The organism is Paraburkholderia sp. BL10I2N1, assembly GCF_004361815.1.
Taxonomy (GTDB): Bacteria; Pseudomonadota; Gammaproteobacteria; order Burkholderiales; family Burkholderiaceae; genus Paraburkholderia.
The window spans coordinates 833847-855184 of sequence record NZ_SNWA01000001.1 but is presented as its reverse complement, the minus strand read 5'-3'; the positions used below and the strand labels follow the sequence as shown (position 1 = coordinate 855184).

Sequence of the window (21338 nt, the reverse complement as noted above, 5' to 3'; positions counted from 1 at the left end):
GAGGCAGCAGGCGATGAATCAACCTTTGTCACGCGGCACACCGGCTATCGAGCTGCGCAACGTGTCGTGCCGTTTCATTTCCCCGGACGGCAAGGCGACGATCGCGTTACGCGATTTCAGCATGTCGGTGGCGAGAGGCGAATTCGTCGCCGTCGTCGGACCGACGGGCTGCGGCAAGTCGACGACGCTCAGCATGATCACCGGCCTCCTGAAGCCGACCACCGGCGAAGTGCGCATCATGGGCGCGCCGGTCGATGGCATCGATCCGCGCATCGGCTTCGTGTTTCAGGCGGACGCCGTGTTTCCGTGGCGTTCGGTGCTCGATAACGTCGCGGCGGGTCCGCTGTATCGCGGGCGCTCGAAATCGGCGGCCTACGACGAGGCCAATGAATGGCTGCGCCGCGTGGGTCTCGACAAGTTCGGCAAGCACTATCCGCATCAACTGTCGGGCGGGATGCGCAAGCGCGTCGCGCTGGCGCAGACCTTCATCAACAAGCCGGAAATCCTGCTGATGGACGAGCCGTTCTCCGCGCTCGACATGCAGACCCGCACGCTGATGCAGGATGAGCTGCTGCAGCTGTGGTCGGGCACGGGCTCGGTCGTGTTCGTCACGCACGATCTCGAGGAAGCGATTGCGCTCGCCGACCGTGTGTTCGTGCTGACCGCACGGCCCGCGACGCTCAAGAAGGTGTATGAGATCGACCTGCCGCGTCCGCGCGTCACCTCGGAGATCCGCTACGAGCCGCGCTTCATCGAGATCTCGCGCGATATCTGGCACGACCTGCGCGAAGAAGTGCAGATCGGTTAATCAAGCAAAGCGGAGTACATCAGGCATGTCTACCCCTCAACAAACGATGCCGTCGGGCATCGACCCCAGGTCGCTCGCACAGGTCGAGCTTGTCGCGCAGAGGCGCATCCGTCAGCGTCATGCGCTGGTGATTTCGCTGCGCATTCTCGTGCTGGTCGTCGTGCTCGGCGGCTGGGAGCTGTCCGCGCGGCTCAAGTGGATCGATCCGTTCTTCTTCTCGATGCCCTCGGCGATCTTCGCGCAGATCATCGACTGGTTCGTGAACGGCACCTCGCAAGGGCCGCTTCTGACGCAGGTCTGGGTGACGCTCGAAGAGACCGGTCTCGGCTTCATCATCGGCTCGGTGGCGGGCATCTTCTGCGGCATCGTGCTGGGCCGCAACAAGCTGCTGTCCGACGTGTTCAGCCTCTACATCAAGATTGCCAACTCGATTCCGCGCGTCGTGCTCGGCTCGGTGTTCGTGATTGCACTGGGTCTCGGGATGGCGTCGAAGGTGGCGCTCGCGGTCGTGATGGTGTTCTTCGTCGTGTTCGCCAACGCGTTCCAGGGCGTGCGTGAAGCCGATCGCTACATGATCGCGAACGCGCAGATTCTGGGTGCGTCGCGCCGTCAGGTGACGACATCGGTGGTGATTCCGTCGGCGCTCAGCTGGATTCTGGCCAGCCTGCACGTGAGCTTTGGCTTCGCGCTGGTCGGTGCGGTGGTGGGCGAGTTCCTGGGTTCGAAGCAGGGCATCGGGCTGCTGATCTCGACCGCGCAGGGCGCGTTCAACGCGAGTGGTGTGTTCGCGGCGATGATCGTGCTCGCGGTGGTGGCGCTGGCCGCAGATTATCTGTTGACGGCTGTCGAGCAGCGCCTGCTGAAGTGGCGGCCGGCTGGCGCATGATTTGCGCCTCGGGCGTATGCGACGCCTGATTACCTGGTGGCAAAGAAAAAGCGCCTGCATGTGAACTGCAGGCGCTTTTTTCGTTTGGCGTGACGTCGCTTGCCGGATTACACCGCAGCAGGCTCCAGCTTTGCCGCGAACGAATCGCTTCGCGCGACTGGCCACCACTTTTCGTACAGCGAGTAACGATAGTTGCCGTTCAACAGATCGTTCGGCTCCAGATACTTCAGCAGCTCCGACATCAGCCGCACTTCATGCGAGGACACGCGCCGCACGATGTGATGCGCGCGCAGCTCCGACGGGTGATGGAGGCCCGCAGCCTGAATGATTTCCTGTAGCGCATGCAACGTGTTGTGATGGAAGCTGAACACGCGATCCGACTTGTCGGGCACCACGAGCGCGCGCTGGCGCACGGGATCCTGGGTCGCGACACCGGTCGGGCAGCGGCCGGTGTGACAGGTCTGCGCCTGGATGCAGCCCACCGCGAACATGAAGCCGCGCGCCGCATTGACCCAGTCGGCGCCGATCGCGAGTGTTTTGGTGATATCGAACGCGGTGATCATCTTGCCGCTTGCTCCCACGCGAATCCTGTCGCGCAGGCCGATGCCGACGAGCGTGTTGTGCACGAGCAGCAGGCCTTCCTGCAACGGCACGCCGACGTGATCGGTGAATTCGAGCGGCGCCGCACCGGTGCCGCCTTCGGCCCCGTCGACCACGATGAAGTCAGGCAGGATGCCCGTTTCCAGCATGGCCTTGGCAATGCCGAAGAATTCCCACGGATGGCCGATGCACAGCTTGAAGCCGGTCGGCTTGCCGCCCGATAGCGTGCGCAGCCGTTCGACGAATTCGAGCAGGCCGCGCGGCGTCGAGAATTCGGAATGCGTTGCGGGCGAGATGCAGTCACGGCCCATCGGCACACCGCGCGTCTCGGCGATTTCCGGCGTGATCTTCGCAGCCGGCAGCACGCCGCCGTGGCCCGGCTTCGCGCCTTGCGACAGCTTGATCTCGATCATCTTCACCTGCGGCTCCTGCGCCTGCTTCGCGAATTTTTCCGCGTTGAAGGCGCCGTCGTCGTTGCGGCAGCCGAAGTAGCCCGACGCGATTTCCCAGATGATGTCGCCGCCGTGCTCGCGGTGATACTTCGACATCGAGCCTTCGCCGGTGTCGTGCGCGAAGTTGCCTTTCTTTGCGCCCAGGTTGAGCGCCATGATCGCGTTCGCCGACAGCGAACCGAAGCTCATCGCCGACACGTTGAAGATCGACATCGAATAAGGCTGGGCGCGCCCGGGTCCGACGACGATGCGGAAGTCGTGTCCGTCGAGCGTGGTCGGGGCGAGCGAGTGGCTGATCCATTCGTGTGCGACCGCTTTCACGTCGAGCTCGGTGCCGTAGGGGCGGCTGTCGACGTCGTTCTTCGCGCGCTGGTAGACGATGCTGCGCTGGGCGCGGGAGAACGGTTTCTCGTCGGTATCGTTCTCGACGAAATACTGACGGATTTCCGGACGGATGAATTCGAACAGGAACCGGAAGTGACCCCACAGCGGGTAGTTACGCAGGATCGCGTGCCGCTCCTGGGTCAGGTCGAAGACACCGAGCGCGACCAGCGCGAGCGGCACGATGATCCAGAACCACGACAGGTGATGCAGCGCGGCGAGCGCCACGGACGCGACCAGCAGCAGGACCGCGCACCACATGGCCAGATAACGTCGAGAGAACATGGAGACTCCATTGCAGTGAAGATCACCGCAGCGGGATGGGCCGCGCCTGAAACGCGAGCTTTGGCGCGGCCGGGATCCGCTGCGGGGTGAGATTGACAACTGTCTGTCGATGCGTCGGGGTAATCGGACTGCTGGTGCAGCAAGGACTTCCCGCCACGGCGCGTGACGGCGTGACGAGCGGCCGCCTTGCCGCGTCAGGCACGGCGCGCCGTGAGGAGCGCTGCCGTCTGTGGCTGGCGCGCTACGGGTTGCGCAGTCGCGGCGTGCTCGATGATGCCGCCGCCGAGGCACACGTCGCCATCGTAGAGCACCGCAGATTGCCCGGGTGTGACAGCCCACTGGGCCGCGTCGAAATCGAGGCCGAAATAGCCCGGACCGGCGTGGCCGCCCACGAGGTTCATCGTCGCGAACGTGCACGCCGCATCGGCCTGGCGATAGCGCGTTTTCGCGCCGCACGCGAAGCCTTCCGTGGGCGGTTCACCCGCAACCCAGCTTGTATTGCCTGCACTCAGCGAATGACTGAGCAGCCACGGATGATCGTGCCCCTGCACGACATAAAGCGTGTTCGACGCGATGTCCTTGCCTGCAACGAACCACGGCTCGCCGCTGCCTGACCGGCTGCCGCCAAGCCCGATGCCCTTGCGCTGGCCGAACGTATAGAACGCGAGCCCGATGTGTTCGCCGATGAGCTTGCCGTCGGGTGTCTTCATCGGGCCGGGCTGGGTCGGCAGATAGCGGTTCAGGAAATCACGGAACGGCCGCTCGCCGATGAAACAGATGCCGGTCGAATCCTTCTTTTTCGCGTTCGGCAGGCCGATCTGCTCAGCGATTTCACGCACTTTCGTCTTCGGAATCTCGCCGAGCGGGAAGAGCGTCTTCGACAGTTGTGCCTGGTTCAGCCGATGCAGAAAGTACGACTGGTCCTTCGTGTGGTCTTTGGCCTTCAGAAGCTCGAAGCGGCCACTCTGGCCGTTCTGGCGCACGCGCGCATAGTGGCCCGTCGCGATGGTTTCGGCGCCGAGCGACATCGCGTGATCGAGGAACGCCTTGAACTTGATCTCGGCATTGCACAGCACGTCCGGATTCGGCGTGCGGCCGGCAGAGTATTCGCGCAGAAATTCGGCGAACACGCGGTCCTTGTATTCGGCGGCGAAGTTGACCGCTTCGACGTCGATGCCGATCAGGTCGGCCACCGACACCACGTCGATCCAGTCCTGCCGGGTCGAACAGTATTCGCTGTCGTCGTCGTCTTCCCAGTTCTTCATGAAAAGACCGACGACGTCGTATCCCTGTTCCTTGAGGAGCCACGCGGTAACCGACGAATCCACGCCGCCCGACATGCCCACTACGACTTTCTGCTTGCTCATTATCTTCCTGCTACTTCTGGTTGCTACCTGATCGGGATGGCCCGACCGAGTGCGTGTGCACGAAGTCGAGCGGGAAACGCCGGCCTGCGAGGTAGTCGTCGATACATTGCATCACGAGCGGCGTGCGGTGCCTCTCCTGGCAGGCACGCAGTTCGGAGGCGCTCATCCACAGCGTGCAGACGATATCGGGATCGAGCGCGCGGTCCGCCGCCGGTTCGCGGCTCGCGCCGCAAAACGTGAAGCGCAGATAGGTGACGCCCTCGGACTGCGGACGCCCGATATGCGTCATGTAGACGCCGACGAGCGCCTCGGGCGCGAACGGATGCGCTGTTTCTTCGAGGGTTTCGCGGATCACCGCCTCGACGAGCGTTTCGCCCGCCTCCAGATGGCCGGCGGGCTGATTCAGCCGCGCTCCGTCGGACGTATGTTCCTCGACCACGAGAAAGCGCCCGTCGCGCTCGACGATGGCCGCCACTGTGACATGCGGAGCCCAGGTTTCCGGTTTCATGGGACGGCATTTTACCGTCTATGGGGCATGGCTGCCGGGAGCCGGACAGGCGGCTGGAAAACCGCCGGCAAGCCGGTCAGCCGGTCGGTCGCCCAAAGCCGGCTGGCCCGGCCATTCGGGCTTTCCGTAACCCGGATCGTCCCTAATTCCGATTCGCCCCCCGGTTTCGGTTAAAGTGAGGCGTTTAGCCGTTGTTGCAAATCGCAAGCCGGCGTGCCTCGTCGGCAGATCTGTGTGAAATAACAGGAAGGTCGAGGAGGATTCAACGATGCACATCGGAGTGCCAGCCGAGACGCGCGCCTACGAAACCCGCGTTGCCGCGACGCCCGAGACGGTCAAAAAGTACGTGTTCCAAGGCCATCGGGTCACGGTCCAGAGCGGTGCCGGCAGCGGCGCCAGCTTCCCCGACGACGCTTTTGCGGCCGCCGGGGCGGAAATTGTCGACGCGCAAACCGCGTTCGGCGCCGATCTCGTTCTTAAAGTCCAGTCGCCGACTGCTGCCGAACTGCCGCTCTTCAAGCGCGGCGCAGTGCTGGTCGGCATGCTCGAACCTTTCAATGCCGACAATGCCGCGCAGCTCGCTGCTGCCGGCGTGACCGCATTCGCGCTGGAAGCCGCGCCGCGGACCACCCGGGCGCAAAGCCTGGATGTTCTGTCGTCGCAGGCCAACATCGCCGGTTACAAGGCCGTGCTGCTGGCCTCGACACTCTACCCGCGCTTCATGCCGATGCTGATGACGGCCGCCGGCACCGTGAAGGCGGCCCGGGTGCTGATTCTGGGCGCGGGCGTCGCGGGTTTGCAGGCGATTGCGACGGCCAAACGCCTTGGCGCAGTGATCGAGGCGTCCGACGTGCGACCGGCCGTGAAAGAGCAGATCGAATCGCTCGGCGCGAAATTCCTCGATGTTCCCTATGAAACCGACGAGGAGCGCGACGCAGCGCAAGGCGTCGGCGGCTATGCGCGGCCGATGCCGCCTTCGTGGCTGGCTCGTCAGTCGGCGCTGGTGCACGAACGGGCCAAACAGGCCGACATCGTGATCACGACGGCGCTGATTCCCGGGCGCCCGGCGCCGACGCTGATTTCCACCGAAACCGTGCAGTCGATGAAACCGGGCTCCGTGCTCATCGACCTGGCTGCGGGACGTGGGCCGGAAGTGGACGGTGCAGGTGGCCGGCGTGGCGGCAACTGTCCGCTGACCGAGGCCGACCAGGTCGTCACCCGGCATGGCGTGCAGATCGCCGGCTATACGAACCTGGCGTCGATGGTCCCGGCCGACGCGTCGTCGCTCTACGCGCGCAACCTGCTCGACTTCCTGAAGCTGATCATCACGAAGGAAGGCGCACTCAACATCGATCTTGCGGACGATATCGTCGCGGCCACGCTGCTGGCCCGCGACGGCGAAGTCACGCGCAAGGCTTAAAGCGAGTTACTACCAAGGAGCGGCGATGGAAGTCATCAACCACACCGTAATCAACCTGATCATTTTCGTGCTGGCGATCTACGTCGGCTACCACGTCGTCTGGAACGTCACACCGGCGCTGCATACGCCGCTGATGGCGGTAACCAACGCGATCTCGGCCATCGTGATCGTCGGCGCGATGCTGGCGGCGGGACTGACGCTCGGTGGGGCCGGGAAGTTCTTCGGCGCCATTGCAGTGGCGCTCGCGGCGGTCAACGTGTTCGGCGGGTTTCTCGTGACAAGACGAATGCTGGAGATGTTCAGGAAGAAAGAACCGAAGAAATTGCCGGCGGCAGGCAAGGAGGGTGCGTAAATGAGCCTGAACCTCGTCACGCTGCTATACCTCGTTGCGTCGGTGTGCTTCATCCAGGCGCTCAAGGGGCTGTCCAATCCAAAAAGCGCGCGCGCCGGGAATGTGTTCGGCATGGTCGGGATGACCATCGCGATCCTCACGACTGTCTCGCTGATCGTGAAGCAGGCGGCCGGACTCGGCTCGAATCTCGAGCTCGGGCTGGTGCTGCTGGGCGCGGGTGTGATTGTCGGCGGTGCGGTCGGCGCGTTCGTGGCCGCCCGCGTCGAGATGACGAAGATGCCCGAACTGGTCGCGGCCATGCACTCGCTGATCGGTCTGGCTGCCGTGTGTATCGCGTATGCGGTGGTGTCGGAACCGGCGGCGTTCGGGCTCGGCGTCGAGGACGCGCCGTACGAAGGCTTCCTGCCCTACGGCAACCGGGTGGAGCTGTTCATCGGCACGTTCGTCGGGGCGATCACGTTCAGCGGCTCGGTGATCGCGTTCGGCAAGCTGTCAGGAAAGTACAAGTTCCGGCTCTTTCAGGGCGCGCCGGTCGTGTATGCCGGCCAGCATCTGATCAACCTTCTGCTTGCGCTGGGGATGCTCGGCTTCGGCGTCATCTTTTTCCTCACGCAGGCGTGGTTGCCGTTCATCATCATGACGCTGATCGCGTTTGCGCTGGGCGTGCTGATCATCATCCCGATCGGCGGCGCGGACATGCCGGTGGTCGTGTCGATGCTCAACTCGTACTCGGGCTGGGCCGCGGCGGGCATCGGCTTCTCGCTGAATAATCCGATGCTGATCATCGCGGGGTCGCTGGTGGGGTCATCGGGGGCGATCCTGTCGTACATCATGTGCCGCGCGATGAACCGCTCGTTCTTCAACGTGCTGCTGGGCGGCTTTGGCAGCGAAGGCGGTGCGGCTGCGGCGGGTGGTGCGCAGGAGCAGCGGCCGGTGAAGTCTGGGTCGGCCGAGGATGCCTCGTTCATGATGGGCAATGCCGAAACCATCGTGATCGTGCCGGGTTACGGTCTTGCGGTGGCGCGCGCGCAGCATGCGCTGAAGGAGCTGACCGACAAGCTGGTCGAGAAGGGCATCGAGGTGAAGTACGCGATTCACCCGGTCGCGGGCCGCATGCCGGGGCACATGAACGTGCTGCTGGCGGAGGCCGAAGTGCCGTACGACATGGTGTACGAAATGGAGGACATCAACGGCGAATTCGGCCAGGTCGATGTGGTGCTGGTGCTCGGTGCGAACGATGTGGTGAACCCGGCCGCGAAGAACGATCCGAAGTCGCCGATCGCGGGCATGCCGATCATCGAGGCCTATAAGGCGCGGACTGTGATCGTCAACAAGCGCTCGATGGCGGCGGGGTATGCCGGGCTCGACAACGATCTGTTCTACATGGACAAGACGATGATGGTCTTCGGCGACGCCAAGAAGGTGATCGAGGATATGGTGAAGTCGGTGGAATGATGGCGCTGCCCATTTCGCGTCGGTCCGCCGGGCCGGCGCGAAAGTGGCCGCACGCAGCATTCAACGGGTCTCCGCCCTCACATGCCGAAGGAAATCCGCAAGCCTGCGTCCTTCCATATCGGGAAACGCCTCGCACAATTCGACCTCCCGCATGCGCTCGACGTCGAAATTGCGAAACCCCTCCCGCAGTTCGCACCACGCGCCCACCGTCCACCGTGCGCCCCAGTACACGAGGCCGAGCGGCCACACGCGCCGCTCCGTGTGCGCGTCGTTCCGGTCGTGGTAGGCGAAGCTCACGACACGGCGCCCGTCGATCGCCCGATGCAGCGCGTCGACCTTCTCCTGGAACTCACCCTTGACGTGAAACGACGGCGCGAAGAAGGGCGCACGTTCGAGCGTTGCGCGCTTGTCGGCGGGCATCGCCGAGGCGATCTTCGCCAGCGCGCCGCGAGCACCCGAGGCAAAGCTCGCACCGCCCCACGTTTCGAGCATGCGGGCACCGGCGGCGAGCGCGGTGAGTTCGTCGGCGGTAAACGTGAGCGGCGGCAGGCTTGCGGTCCGGCTCAGCCGGTAGCCGATTCCCGCTTCACCTTCGATCGGCACGCCCGACAACTGCAGATCACGCACGTCGCGATAAACCGTTCGTGGCGAGACGTTCAGCCATTCGGCCAGTTGCTGCGCGGTGGTCAGACGCCGGCCGCGCAGCAGTTCGGCAATCTGGAACAGACGGTCGGCGCGACGCGACATCGTGGGTGTCTGGCGTAAGTTGAGCGGGGCAGGGGCGATGCCGCGATGATAGCGCCGCATGGTGCGCCCCTGGACGCGTTTGGACGAATCGCCAGTGGCTTATCTACCGGCTAGCGGCCTTTCCTCAGCCATTGTGCGGTGAATGCAGGCCGACGCGGTTGCCCTCGGTGTCGGTAAAGAATCCAATGAAGCCAATATCCTGAGGGAGCTGGATGGCCGGTCCTTCCACCTTGCCGCCTGCCTTTTCGACCCGCGCCAGTACGGCATCCACGGTGGGTTCGGCGTTCAGATAAACGAGCGTGCCCAAAGCGGCGGGCTTGAGCGCATCGCCGCCGACGATGCAGCCACCGGTTGCCTGCTCGCCGTAGTTGAAAACCGCCATGGGCTGGCCGAAGTCTTCGCGCCGCAACGTGGTTCCGAGGATGGTTTCGTAGAAACGGACGGCGCGGTCGAAATTGGTCGACGGAATCTCGAACCAGGCGATGACGCGGGAAGCAGTTGCTGACATGACACTCTCCTGTGGGGGTTACCAGCTGGCAATGTGCCGGATGGCGTAACTGGAGTGTGCTGGTGGGCTACTGACAGCGTTCTGTCAGTAGCACGAGCTGTCATGGGTGAATGGAAAATGCGCGGAAGAATGCGCGGGAAGATTGAACGGACAAGCCGGACGCGGGACGGGACTGATGCCCGTCGACGCGGATCAGCCCTGCGTATCGGCGGCGGGGCGCTGCCGGACGCTGCCTGCGATCAGATCGAAGCGGAACAGACGGCATTCGAGCGCGCCGTTGAAGAGCGGCGTCTTGGCCGATTCCCTGAGCCGCAACTGGCCCGGCAGCTTGCGGTCCGACGTGAGAATGAACGCATGCCAGCCAGTGAAGCGTTGCTTGAGAGCGTCGCCCAGCGACTGGAAGAACTCGCTGTCCGGCGTATCGGTATGGACGCGTTTGAACCCTTCGTCATCACGGCCTTCACGGTTTTCGCGGCCCGTGTTGCGGATCTCGCCGCGCGGACCGCGGCCACGCACTTCGATCCGCTCGCCATACGGCGGATTGGCAACGAGGATACCGGGCGTCGTGACCGGCGGCGTCATGCCGCGGGCATCCACCTGCTTGAGCGGCACGGCCGGCAGGCCGGCGCGTTCGAAGTTTGCGCGGGCCTTGTCAAGCATGTCGCCGGAAATGTCGCTGCCGAAAATCTGCAGATCGGTGCGCGACGCGCGCGCGGCGCGTTTTGCATCGATGGCCGCCGCTTTCAACGACTGCCAGACTTTGACGTCGTATTGCTTCAGCTTCTCGAAGCCGAAACGACGGTCGACGCCGGGCGCGATGTTCAGCGCAACCTGCGCGGCTTCAGCGAGGAAGGTACCGCTGCCGCACATCGGATCGTAGAGCGGCGTGCCGGGTGTCCAGCCGGTGAGGGACAGGATGCCGGCCGCGAGGTTTTCGCGCAGCGGCGCCGCGCCCTTGTCGAGCCGCCAGCCGCGCTTGAAGAGCGGGTCGCCTGACGTGTCGAGGTAGAGCGTGCAGTCGGTGGCGGTGAGGAATGCGAATACGCGCACGTCGGGGACAGCCGTATCGATGCTCGGCCGTGCGCCGCTGACTTCGCGCAGACGATCGCAGATCGCGTCCTTCACGCGCAGCGTCGTGAATTCGAGGCTGCGAAGCGGCGATTTGATTGCAGTGACGTCGACACGCAGCGTTTCGTTCGCGGAGAACCACTGTTCCCAGCGCTGCTCGACTGCGAGTGCGTAGATATCCTGTTCGGTCCGGTATGGACGCTGGGCGATTTTGAGGAGCACGCGGCTCGCGATGCGCGAATGCAGGTTGGCTGCCATGCCGGCGGCCCATCCCCCGCGGAAATGCACACCGCCGGGGACTTGCGCGCCGGCTTCGAACGGTGCGCCGTCCAGATGCCGCGCGCCGATGCCGGCGAGTTCGGACGCCAGGGCGGCTTCAAGGCCGCGTGGGCAGGGGACGAAAAAATCGAAGGACATTGAGGTTGCCGGAAGGCTGGAGGACAAGGCGTCATTGTACGCGGTCGGCGTCCGTATTCCGGGCGCCGCAACGCTCGCTGTGCCATAGCGGCGCACGCGCGGCGACGCTCGCTGTTCCGCAGCCCATGCGATCAGCCATCGCGGCGTGTGCCGACCGGCCAGACGAGCGCCATCGGACGGCTGAATACGCGACGCCACACCGCGTGATGCAAGGAGCGGACGTGAGTACGCCGCAAGTCGCGAGAGCGCACGGCCATATGGAACGCGAGCGCAAAACTCACCGCGACGTTCAGTACCGCCATGCTGCATACGCCGGCGACCGCCCACCACAGCTCCGCGGTACGTAGTGGCGCCTTGCCCAGCACGCCGAGCGCCACGCCGATCGAACCGGCGCTTAGTGTCACGTGTCGTACCTCGAAGCCGAAGGCGAAGAAGGCGGCGAGAAGCGCCGGGACCAGTCCCAGCATCAGCCCGAGCGAGATGTTGCCGGCCACGCCCGCGATGTTCGAGCGGCAGAACCTGGCCAGCCGGGCAGCGCCGGCCGCGCCGAGCGTGAGACGCAGGCGGCGGTTGTACGCGAGCGCGTCGCCGACCCGATGCAGCACAAACCAGTTGTCCGCCCAGCCCGCCAGCAGGCTCGACGACCACAGCAGCACACCGGTCAGCGCAGCGTAGAGCGGCGTCGGCCCGAGCAGCGAGAACGAGCGCAGCGTGGCATGCGCCTTCTCCGGAGAAATGATGTCCGCATGGAACACGAAGCGCCACAGCAGTTGCACGCCGAGGCACACCGGCAAGACCACCAGCACATTGCCGAGCACCGCTGCCGCCTGCGTGCGGATCAAGGCGATCACCGACGTGACGAACGCGTCCACGCCGTGCGGCGTGCCTGCTGAGTCGAGTTCGCGGGCGAGCGTCGGCGCGGTCATGGCGGGCTGCTTGGTCGCGAGCGAGAAATGCAGGAAGTGCATCAGCAGAAAGCTCGTGGCGTAGTTGATGCCAGCCAGCAGCCCTTCGAGCATCGAATACAGATGTGCGCCGGTAATCGCAAATTTCACGCACACGGTAATCACGGTGACGAGGCCGCCGCCCGCGGCCATGCGCAGCATCTTCAGATACTCCTCACGATCGCGCGCGATGTAGTGCTCGCCGGTGTCGGCGCTGTATTCGACGACCTTGCGGGCGAGCAGCGAAAAATTGCCGTGCAGCAGGTGCGAGATGCTTTGACTTGCCTGGTTCGCCTGCACGAGTTCTGCGAGGAGGCGCGCGGCGGCGCGCAGGTCATCGGGCGCCATCCATGTGTCCAGCAGATGTTCCGCGCGGGCAATGCGCATGCGCATGCGCTCCACCTGGAACACAATGTCGACACTGACGCCGTTGCGGTAGAGGTGGCTGAACACATCGTCGATGGCGACGCGGCACTGGTCCAGCAGCAATCGCAGATAGTTGACCTCATGGAGTAGCCGGCCCGGCTCCGCGCCTTCTTCGACCGCCTGATGCGCCGCCTCGACCGCAAGCATCGCCCGCGTGAGTCGGTAGAAAGGCTGCGATTCGGTCGCGGTGCGCGCGTCGGGGTCGCCAAGGCGGGTGCGCACCGTCTGCGACAGGCCTGTCGAACTGATCTGGCAGGTCAGGTTATGCAGCGCGGCAAGCAGATCGAGCGAGAACGCGCTGATTGGCCGCTGATCATCGGCGGCGCCGTAGTCGAACAGCTCCCGGATGCGTTCGAGCAGGTCGACAGGCAACTTGCCGATCCAGTCGACATCGTCTTTCGACGTGAACATCAGCCTGAACAGCGCACCCAGTTCACGGCGGTTAGGCGCTGGCGGAATCAGCGATGCCTGGAAGCGCTCCGTCAGCGCCCCGAAAAAGCCGGAATGGACAGGCATACCGGCATCGCACAACAGCGAAATGCCGTCGCTTTCGCGCAGCAGTGCGCGCAGGATGCCCGCCACGTTGGTCTTCCAAGCCGGATTGCGGTCGAGCACATGCAGTGCGTAGCGCAGACGGGTGTGCGCCGGGACCGAACGCGCTTCATCTTCGGCAGATTCGCTGGGCTCCGCCTGCAATGCGCCGCGGCGATGAATCCAATGGACAAGCTCGATCAGCCATTCGCTGCGCTCGGCGTAGGGCGCTTTCGCGTCGGCAATCGCGAGCAGGGCATCGAGCTGATGCCCGCTGCTGCGCGAGGCGCGCCACTTCTTGATGACGGTTGAGAGGTAACGAAACATGTTTTTCCAGAGGGATGCCGGGCGCGTTGCGACGAGCGCGATGCGATCAGGATCGCCGGGCGGCGCGAGCAGGGCAAGCTGGCCTGACGGCCGATGGTAGACGATCGCGTCCCGTGCCATGTGACGACCAGCGGCGAGGCAAACGCATCGTCCAATGACGGAATCTGGCGCTGCGTGGCGAGCGACTGCCCGTGCCCGTACACTGCGCTAATCCGAAAACGCAAGAAGCGCATTAAGGGCAGTAAGAGGGCAGTAAGCGCGGCGAAACCCGGGAACGCACGCCAGCGAAACGCGCGCTTCCCGGAGAGCCGTACAAACTTCAGCCGTTCCCGTTACCGGACGAAGCAGCGGACGGTTCGACCGGCGACGGACACGGAACCATGGCAGCGGGCGCAGTCGTCGCACCGGACGACACGCCCTTCGCCGGCGCGGCCACTCGCGCCTGCGGTGCGGCGGCCAGCGCCTGCACGCCGGCGGCGATTTGCTGCGAGATCGCCTGAACCGCGCGACGGTGGCCGTCGGCAAGCGCATCGTACCCGCCCCCCACCGGTTGGCTGACGACGCTGCGGCAGGTCAACACCGCCTGCGTGCGCATGGTGCGCACGCTCCACACGGCGTCGATCAGCGCGTGCGAACCGGGCCACGACTCGAAGCGCTGGACCGTGACCTTGACGCGAAAGAGCGGGACGCCATCCGGATGCGGCGTGCCATACACGTCGATCGCGCCCAGCCGGGCAGTGAGATCCGACGACAACGCACGCCGGATCTCGTCACCCGGCAGCGAGGCCCACCGTTCCTGTTCGAGCACCTGGACCTGGGTCGGCCCGGTCTGCACGACCAACTGGTTCTTCGCGACCTGTGGCGGTACGTCGACCGGCGGCACTTCGATCAGCATCGCCGGGCTTGCCGCGGTGCGCGTGGCTGCCGCTGAGTTGCCCGATGAGTTGCCCGCTGTGTCGTCCGCATTGAGCGTATAGAAGTGGCTGGGCGGCGACGAGCAGGCCGCCATCAAACCCGCCCCGGCAACGAGACCGGTCAGGGCGAATGCGCGGGCAGCCGCGCGCATGGGAGGACGCAGAGCGGCGCGTGCCAGCCCGTGCGCCGGATAAGGGAGGCGGGCGAACATCATGGTTTGTCTCCTGATTTACCGCGCACCAACGATTCGGGATGGCGTTCGAGGTAGTCGGACAGCGCGTTCAACGATTGCAGCGTGCGCGTCAGTTCCTGCAGCGCCTGATGAACATCCGATTGCAGCGGCGAATCCTGCTGCAGCGTCGCTTCGGCCGATCCGAAGGTCTGCTTCGCCGCCGCCAGCGTGTCGCGTGCCTGCGGCAACACTTCGGAGTCGAGTCGCGTGAAGAGCTTGTCGGCGTTCTTCAGCGCGATGTTCAGGTTGTTGCCGATCTGGTCGAACGGCACCTGATCGAGCTTCTTCGCGATGTCGGCCAGCTGCAACTGCAGTTCTTCGAGCGAGTTCGGAATCGTCGGCAACTCGAGCGGGTCGCTCGCGACATCCACCGTGGCGGCCGGAGCCTTCGGGAAGATGTCGAGCGCGACGTACAGCTGGCTCGTGATCAGGTTGCCCGTGCGCAACTGGCCGCGCAGCCCGTGCTTGACGAGGTTTTCGAGCAGTTCGCGTCCGGCGACCACATCCTCTTTGCGCACCGACTCGCGGAAGCGCTTGCCGAGGCGGTCCGGATACACGTTCATCGTCACCGGCATCGTGAAGTTGCGTTCCTTGGGATCGTAGTCGATCCCGATGCCCGTCACCTGGCCCAGCACGATGCCGCGAAAGTCGACCGGCGCGCCGACCGAGAGCCCGCGCAGCGACTGGTTGAAGCTCATCACCACGCGCAACGGCTCGCCGTCCGGCTCGCGCATCGCATCGGCCTCGTCCTTGCCGAGGCGGAAGATCGTGTTGTTCGGCGCCTGCTTGCCGACCGGCTGCCCTGGCGGCGACTGGAACGCGAGGCCGCCGACGATCACCGTCGCAAGCGACTGCGTGTTCAGCTTGAAGCCGCTCGAATCGAGCCGGACGTCGACCCCGCTCGCATTCCACCAGCGCGAATTGATGCCCACGTACTGGTCATACGGCGCGCTGACGAACACCTGCATCGTCACGCTGGTGCCGTCCTTGTCGAGCGAAAAGCCGACGACCTGGCCGACCTGCACGCGCCGGTAATAGACGGGAGAGCCGATGTCGATCGAACCGAGCGAATCGCCGCGCAGCGTGTACTGGTGGCCTTTCTGGTCACCTGTGACCGGCGGCGGCGTTTCGAGGCCGACGAAGTCTTTCCGGGTCTCGCCGGTGCGCCCGGCGTCCACGCCGATGTACGCGCCCGAAAGCAAGGTAGTCAGCCCCGACACGCCGCTTGCGCCGATGCGCGGCCTCACGACCCAGAAGCGCGTGCCCTTGACGGCGAAGTCTTCGGCTTCTTTCGTCAGCTGGACTTCGACGATTACATGCGACAGGTTCTTCGACAGCATGATCGTCTTCACGGAGCCGACGTCGACATCCTTGTACTTGACCTTGGTCTTACCGGGTTCGAGGCCCTCCGCACTCACGAAGCTGATCGTGATCGTCGGTCCTTTGTCGGACACCGACTTGATGACGAGCGCCACCCCGATCAGCGCGGCGATAAGCGGAATCACCCAGACGAGCGACGGCAGCCAGCTACGGCTCGGGCGCTCGATGTCGGGATCGGGCAGATCGGGCGGCAGGGTCGGTCCTTGCGGGCTAGTCATGTTTCGATTCCTGAAGTTTTTCTGTGTTGCCTTCGTCCACGTAATCCCAGATCAGGCGGGGATCGAACTGCATCGAAGCCACCATCGTGAGTATCACTACCGAGCCAAACGCCAGCGCTCCCGGTCCGGCCGTGATGACAGCGAGCGATTTGAAACGCACGAGCGCGACGGTCAAGGTCACGACGAACACATCGAGCATGGACCAGCGGCCGATGCGCTCGACGATCCGGAAGAGCTTGATGCGCTGTTCGACACGCCAGCTGGAGTGGCGCTGCGCGCTCACGGTGAGCAGCACGAGCACGCTCAGCTTGAGCATCGGCACGAGGATACTGGCGATGAACACGATCACGGCAAGCGGCCAGTCGCCTGAGGTCCAGAAGTAGACAACGCCGCTCATGATCGTGTCGTCTTCGGCGCCTACCAGCGAGGCGGTGTGCATCACCGGCAACAGGTTCGCCGGAATATACAGCAACGCCGCCGCGATCAGCAGCGCCCAGGTGCGCATCAGGCTGTCCGGGTTGCGCCGGTGCAGCACGGCGCCGCAACGCTTGCAGTGCTGCGGTTGCGCGGACCCGAGCCAGCGCTCGACCCGTCCGCACGCGTGACAGGCGACCAGCCCCGCGCGTTTTGCCGTGATGTATTTCATCGGGCGGTCATCCGCGGCGCGGCTCGCTCACGCGGGCCGCCGCACGCGCCGCCGAGATCTTCCGGATGCGCCGCAGGCGCTCGCGCGGCAGCGCATCGGCGACATCCCACAGCGTACGCGGATCGAAGGTGACGACTACCGCGATCATCAGCGTGAGCGCGCCGAACGCGAATAGCGCGGCTTCGGGAATCACACGCGCGAGGCTCAACATCTTGACGATCGTGATCAGCGTGCCGAGCATGAATACTTCGATCATGCCCCACGGCCGCACGAACTGGATCGAACGCAGCACGAGGTTGAAAGCGGGCGGCACGTAACCGGCGCGCACGGGCACGAGCACGTAGAGAAGCGCAAGAAGCTCGACCAGCGGGAAGAGGGTGGTGGAGCAGAAGACCATGACCGCGACGATCTCCATCTGCTCGTTCCACAGTGCTACGATCGCGCCGAACAGCGTGGTTTGCGACGTGATGCCGCCCGTTTCGAGCTCGACGATCGGGAATGCCTGCGCGATCAGGAACGTGATCAGCGCGCCGAGCGTCATCGCGACAATGGCGTCGAGTTGCGTCGAAGCGCTCCGGTAGAGCGTTGCCTTGCAGCGCGGGCAGCGCGCGACGGTGCGACGTTCGAGGCGCGGCTTGCGGAATAGCGCATCGCACTCGTGGCACGCAATCAGGTTGTCATGTTCCATGGAGTAGCAAAGACAAAACAACGTGGACAGGAACGCGCCGTGCCGGCTGGCCTGGCGGTCGCACGGGCTGCGGCAGCGCGCCCAAATGCGGGCGGAGCCTGCGCGGCCGGTGCATGCCTCTCTTGGCGAGGTTTCGCGCAATGTTACCAAACGCGTCATACATTGCGTTTCTGAGGTTGTCTACGCCACCGTGCAACGCCGGCCGGCAAAGGAATAGGACGCTTTCCGGCCCCAATTCGTTCCATTTCTGCGACAGTGCGTTGCGAAGGTGTGCCGAGCCAGCCTTTGATGCTTGCGGTAGCATGGCGGCCTTGGCGTATGTCGCGGCATTCCGGCGAACATCTCGCGCGCCCAAATGCTTCATTTGCGGGACCGGAATAACTGCCCCGGCCGCTCCGTTAACCCTGTTTGCGCTGATCCGTCATGGCAACTCGTCCTTCGCTAGCCGGCCCCGATTCGTACTCGCGGACCGCGATCGCGTTTCACTGGCTGATCGCCTTGCTGATCGTTTGCGGCTTTGCGCTTGGCTGGGTGATGACCGACATTCCGGGCTTCACGCCCACCAAGCTGCGCTATTTTTCCTGGCACAAGTGGATCGGCGTTACCGTGTTCGGACTGGCCGTGCTGCGCATCCTCTGGCGCACGACCCACGCGGCGCCGCCGCTGCCGCGCGACATGAGCGCCTGGCAACGGGCGGCAGCGCAGCTCGTCCACGTGCTGCTCTATGTGCTGATGATCGCGATTCCGGCCTCCGGCTATCTGTACAGCTCGGCGTCCAACATTCCGGTGGTCTATCTTGGGCTCGTGCGCCTGCCGATGCTGATCTCACCCGATCCGCATCTGAAGGCCGTGCTCAAGGTCGTCCACGTGACCCTGAACTATGGACTTCTCGCGCTGGTCGTGCTGCATGTCGCGGCGGCCATCAAGCATCAATGGGTGGATCGCGACGGCCTGCTGTCGCGCATGATCCCTTTCATCAAATAAGGAAAAACATGAAGGTTTCGTTTCACCGCGCCCTGCTCGCCGCCTTCACGGCCGTGACGCTGACCGCCGCAGGCAGCGCGTTCGCCCAGGTCGATCTCGCGAAGAGCACCATCACTGCGACGTCGAAGCAGATGAACGTGCCGGTCGAGGGCAAGTTCAACAAGTTCACCGCGCAGGTTGCGTTCGATCCGGCCAAACCGACCGAAGGCAATGCGCAGTTCTCGGTCGACGTCGGCAGCTATGACCTCGGCGACGAAAGCTACAACAGCGAAGTGCGCGGCAAGGACTGGTTCGACGCGAAGACGTATCCGAACGCCACGTTCGCATCGAGCGCAATCGCGCCGGCCGGCGGCAACCAGTTCAAGGTGACCGGCAAGTTGACGATCAAGGGCAAGTCGCAGACGGTCGTCGTGCCGGTGACGGTCACGCAGCAGGGCGCCACACAGAGCTTTGACGGCGCACTGCCGATCAAACGCCTGCAGTTCGATATCGGGCTGGGCGAATGGAAAGACACGTCGGTCGTCGCCGACGAGGTGGCTATCAAGTTTCACATCATTGCTGCACACAAGTAGTCTTTTGCGCTGTCGCGCGCAATGTAACTGGATATCTGAAGGAGAATGACTTGAAGAAACATCTGCTCATCGCCGCAGGCGTAGTGGCCTCGACGCTCTCGTTCGGCGCGTTTGCCGCCGATACCTATCAACTCGACCCGAACCACACGTTCCCGAGCTTCGAGGCCGATCACTTCGGCGGCCTGTCGGTGTGGCGCGGCAAGTTCACGAAGACCTCGGGCACGGTCACGCTCGATCGCGCCGCGAAGACGGGCACCGTCGACGTCACGATCGATCCGGCATCGATCCAGACAGGGAACACGAAGCTCGACGATCACCTGAGGTCGGACACGTTTTTCGACGTCACGAAATTCCCGGCGGCGACCTATAGGGGCACCGAAATCAAGTTCGACGGCGACAAGCCTGTCGAAGTGGTCGGCGCCCTGACGATTCGCGGTGTGACGAAGCCGGTGAACCTGAAGATCGAATCGTTCAAGTGCATGCAGCATCCGGTGTTGAAGCGCGAAGTGTGCGGTGTGGAAGCAAGCACGTCATTCGACCGTTCAGCCTTTGGCATGGACTTCGGAAAGTCGTACGGCTTCAGCATGGACACGAAGCTTCATATCCAGTCGGAAGGCATCAAGCAGTAAGCTTCCCGACGATCGCTGCCCCGGGCCTTTCCTCGGCCCCCGGAAGCTGCGCCAGCGGGGTGGTGCGGGTACTGCCGGGCAAAAAAGCCGCTTCGTTCGCTTTGCGACGAAGCGGCTTTTTATTGCGCGCGCGGTGGATCGCGGCGGCGGGCGCGTAATCCTGCCGCTCGCAAATTTATTGTTTTTCAGGTACATAGTGGCGCTACAACCCGACTGGTTGTGCGCGCATCCAGTCGGGCCGGGTGACCATAACCATCCAGCGCGCACCGGAGATCTGAATGAATGCAACGACAGCTGCAAGCGTCGCGGAGGCGCGCCACAGTCCGTGGCGTGTCGTGGTCGCCGCGTCGATCGGTAACGCGCTGGAGTGGTTTGATCTTGTAGTCTACGGGTTCTTCGCAGTGTTCATCTCGAAGCTGTTCTTCCCCGCAGGGAACGATACAGTTTCGCTATTGCTCACACTGGGCACGTTTGGCCTGACGTTCTTCATGCGCCCGCTCGGGGCCGTCGTGCTCGGCGCTTACGCCGATCGCGCGGGGCGCAAGGCCGCGCTGACGCTCTCGATTCTCCTGATGATGGCCGGCACGCTGATCATCGCGACCTTGCCCACGTACGAGACCATCGGCGTTGCGGCGCCGCTGATCCTCGTCGCGGCGCGGCTGATGCAGGGCTTTTCGGCAGGTGGGGAGTTCGGCAGCGCGACGGCGTTTCTCGCCGAGCACGTGCCGGGGCGGCGCGGCTTCTTCGCCAGCTGGCAGATCGCCAGTCAGGGCCTCACCACGCTGCTCGCCGCGCTCTTTGGCTTCGTGTTGACGGACAAGCTGTCGCCGGAGCAGATGGTCTCGTGGGGCTGGCGCGTGCCGTTCCTGTTTGGTCTGCTGATCGGGCCAGTAGCCTGGTACATCCGCACGAAGCTCGACGAAACGCCCGAATTCCTCGCCGCCGAAACTACCCCGACGCCGGTACGCGATACGTTCGCAAGCCAGAAGGCGCGGCTTCTCATCGCGATGGGCATCGTGGTGCTGGGCACCGTGTCGACCTATCTGGTGCTTTTCATGCCGACCTATGGCGTGAAGCAGTTAGGATTGCAGCAGTCGGTGTCGTTCGCGGCGATCCTGCTGGTGGGCGTGATCCAGCTGGTGTTCGCGCCGGTGGTCGGTCATCTGTCGGACCGGCATGGGCGAACCGGAATCATGTTGGTGTCGGCGGTGCTTCTACTATTGCTCATCTATCCGGCCTTCGCCCGGCTCGTCGCTCATCCGACGTTTGATACCTTGATTGTCATGCAGATCGTGTTCGGTTTCCTGATGACCGGATACTTTGGCGCGCTGCCCGGCCTTCTGTCTGAGATCTTTCCCGTGCAGACGCGTACGACCGGCATGTCGCTTGCGTATAACATCGCGGTGACAATCTTCGGCGGCTTCGGACCGTTCATCATTACGTGGCTCATTAGCGCAACCGGTACGAAAGCGGCTCCGAGCTTCTATATGATCTTCGCCGCCGTGATCAGCCTGAGCGCATTGATTGCGGCGCGGCGCAAGCTGGGCTTCAAATAATCCGTCGGGAGCGCTAACGTGGGTTGCCGTTGCAGG

Annotated in this window: 20 protein-coding genes; 9 read left to right on the top strand and 11 right to left on the bottom strand. The window is 64.1% G+C overall.

Going from position 1 to position 21338, the window contains the following annotated elements; genetic code table 11:
• Positions 1 to 13 precede the first annotated feature (13 nt).
• Complete coding sequence (locus B0G77_RS03955; protein ID WP_133660939.1) at positions 14 to 808, top strand: ABC transporter ATP-binding protein; 795 nt, start codon at positions 14 to 16, stop codon at positions 806 to 808.
• 25 nt (positions 809 to 833) lie between these two features.
• A complete protein-coding gene (locus B0G77_RS03950) occupies positions 834 to 1694 on the top strand; it encodes an ABC transporter permease (RefSeq protein WP_133660938.1) in 861 nt (286 codons plus the stop codon).
• Positions 1695 to 1801: 107 nt separating this feature from the next.
• Here the strand turns inward: B0G77_RS03950 and B0G77_RS03945 are convergent, their stop codons facing one another.
• The 3 genes from B0G77_RS03945 to B0G77_RS03935 form a co-directional block, all read right to left on the bottom strand.
• Complete coding sequence (locus B0G77_RS03945) at positions 1802 to 3412, bottom strand: FMN-binding glutamate synthase family protein (RefSeq protein WP_133660937.1); 1611 nt, start codon at positions 3410 to 3412, stop codon at positions 1802 to 1804.
• Positions 3413 to 3606: 194 nt separating this feature from the next.
• Positions 3607 to 4779: a tRNA 2-thiouridine(34) synthase MnmA gene (gene mnmA, locus B0G77_RS03940; RefSeq protein ID WP_133660936.1), complete on the bottom strand. Its 1173-nt coding sequence runs from the start codon at positions 4777 to 4779 to the stop codon at positions 3607 to 3609.
• A 10-nt stretch (positions 4780 to 4789) separates the two neighbouring features.
• Entirely contained in the window at positions 4790 to 5287 is a 498-nt protein-coding gene (locus tag B0G77_RS03935) for an NUDIX hydrolase (protein WP_133660935.1), read from the bottom strand.
• A 268-nt stretch (positions 5288 to 5555) separates the two neighbouring features.
• On the opposite strand from B0G77_RS03935, the gene B0G77_RS03930 reads away from it, so the two are divergent.
• The 3 genes from B0G77_RS03930 to B0G77_RS03920 are packed head-to-tail and all read left to right on the top strand — an operon-like array spanning position 5556 to position 8514.
• Positions 5556 to 6707 carry a Re/Si-specific NAD(P)(+) transhydrogenase subunit alpha gene (locus B0G77_RS03930; RefSeq protein ID WP_133660934.1) on the top strand — a complete coding sequence of 384 codons (1152 nt, stop codon included), beginning with the start codon at positions 5556 to 5558 and terminating at the stop codon, positions 6705 to 6707.
• A 25-nt stretch (positions 6708 to 6732) separates the two neighbouring features.
• Entirely contained in the window at positions 6733 to 7059 is a 327-nt protein-coding gene (locus B0G77_RS03925) for an NAD(P) transhydrogenase subunit alpha (protein WP_133660933.1), read from the top strand.
• Entirely contained in the window at positions 7060 to 8514 is a 1455-nt protein-coding gene (locus tag B0G77_RS03920; RefSeq protein ID WP_133660932.1) for an NAD(P)(+) transhydrogenase (Re/Si-specific) subunit beta, read from the top strand. It abuts the gene before it with no gap.
• Positions 8515 to 8574: 60 nt separating this feature from the next.
• On the opposite strand, the gene B0G77_RS03915 is transcribed toward B0G77_RS03920, so the two are convergent.
• The 8 genes from B0G77_RS03915 to B0G77_RS03880 form a co-directional block, all read right to left on the bottom strand.
• Entirely contained in the window at positions 8575 to 9321 is a 747-nt protein-coding gene (locus B0G77_RS03915; RefSeq protein WP_133660931.1) for a YafY family protein, read from the bottom strand.
• Positions 9322 to 9385: 64 nt separating this feature from the next.
• On the bottom strand, positions 9386 to 9769 hold the full coding sequence (locus B0G77_RS03910; protein WP_133660930.1) for a VOC family protein: 384 nt from the start codon (positions 9767 to 9769) through the stop codon (positions 9386 to 9388).
• A 192-nt stretch (positions 9770 to 9961) separates the two neighbouring features.
• Positions 9962 to 11254: a class I SAM-dependent RNA methyltransferase gene (locus B0G77_RS03905; RefSeq protein ID WP_133660929.1), complete on the bottom strand. Its 1293-nt coding sequence runs from the start codon at positions 11252 to 11254 to the stop codon at positions 9962 to 9964.
• 131 nt (positions 11255 to 11385) lie between these two features.
• Positions 11386 to 13482, bottom strand: a complete 2097-nt coding sequence (locus B0G77_RS03900; protein WP_133664032.1) for a site-specific recombinase — start codon at positions 13480 to 13482, stop codon at positions 11386 to 11388.
• Between the two features lie 319 nt (positions 13483 to 13801).
• Complete coding sequence (locus B0G77_RS03895) at positions 13802 to 14611, bottom strand: PqiC family protein (RefSeq protein WP_133660928.1); 810 nt, start codon at positions 14609 to 14611, stop codon at positions 13802 to 13804.
• Positions 14608 to 16227 (bottom strand): MlaD family protein, encoded by a 1620-nt coding sequence (locus B0G77_RS03890; RefSeq protein ID WP_133660927.1) that lies wholly within the window; start codon positions 16225 to 16227, stop codon positions 14608 to 14610. The genes B0G77_RS03895 and B0G77_RS03890 overlap by 4 nt, the downstream gene beginning before the upstream one ends.
• Positions 16220 to 16873, bottom strand: a complete 654-nt coding sequence (locus B0G77_RS03885) for a paraquat-inducible protein A (RefSeq protein WP_133660926.1) — start codon at positions 16871 to 16873, stop codon at positions 16220 to 16222. The genes B0G77_RS03890 and B0G77_RS03885 overlap by 8 nt, the downstream gene beginning before the upstream one ends.
• Before the next feature lie 7 nt (positions 16874 to 16880).
• A complete protein-coding gene (locus B0G77_RS03880) occupies positions 16881 to 17561 on the bottom strand; it encodes a paraquat-inducible protein A (protein ID WP_133660925.1) in 681 nt (226 codons plus the stop codon).
• Positions 17562 to 17984: 423 nt separating this feature from the next.
• On the opposite strand from B0G77_RS03880, the gene B0G77_RS03875 reads away from it, so the two are divergent.
• The 4 genes from B0G77_RS03875 (at position 17985) to B0G77_RS03860 (ending at position 21302) form a co-directional block, all read left to right on the top strand.
• Positions 17985 to 18545, top strand: coding sequence for a cytochrome b (locus B0G77_RS03875; RefSeq protein ID WP_133660924.1), 561 nt, complete (start codon positions 17985 to 17987; stop codon positions 18543 to 18545).
• Positions 18546 to 18553: 8 nt separating this feature from the next.
• Positions 18554 to 19117, top strand: coding sequence for a YceI family protein (locus B0G77_RS03870; protein ID WP_133660923.1), 564 nt, complete (start codon positions 18554 to 18556; stop codon positions 19115 to 19117).
• Positions 19118 to 19179: 62 nt separating this feature from the next.
• The gene (locus B0G77_RS03865; protein ID WP_133664031.1) at positions 19180 to 19746 is read left to right on the top strand and encodes a YceI family protein; all 567 of its coding nucleotides are present in this window, start codon (positions 19180 to 19182) and stop codon (positions 19744 to 19746) included.
• A 278-nt stretch (positions 19747 to 20024) separates the two neighbouring features.
• Positions 20025 to 21302, top strand: a complete 1278-nt coding sequence (locus B0G77_RS03860; protein WP_133660922.1) for an MFS transporter — start codon at positions 20025 to 20027, stop codon at positions 21300 to 21302.
• The last annotated feature ends 36 nt before the right edge of the window (positions 21303 to 21338 follow it).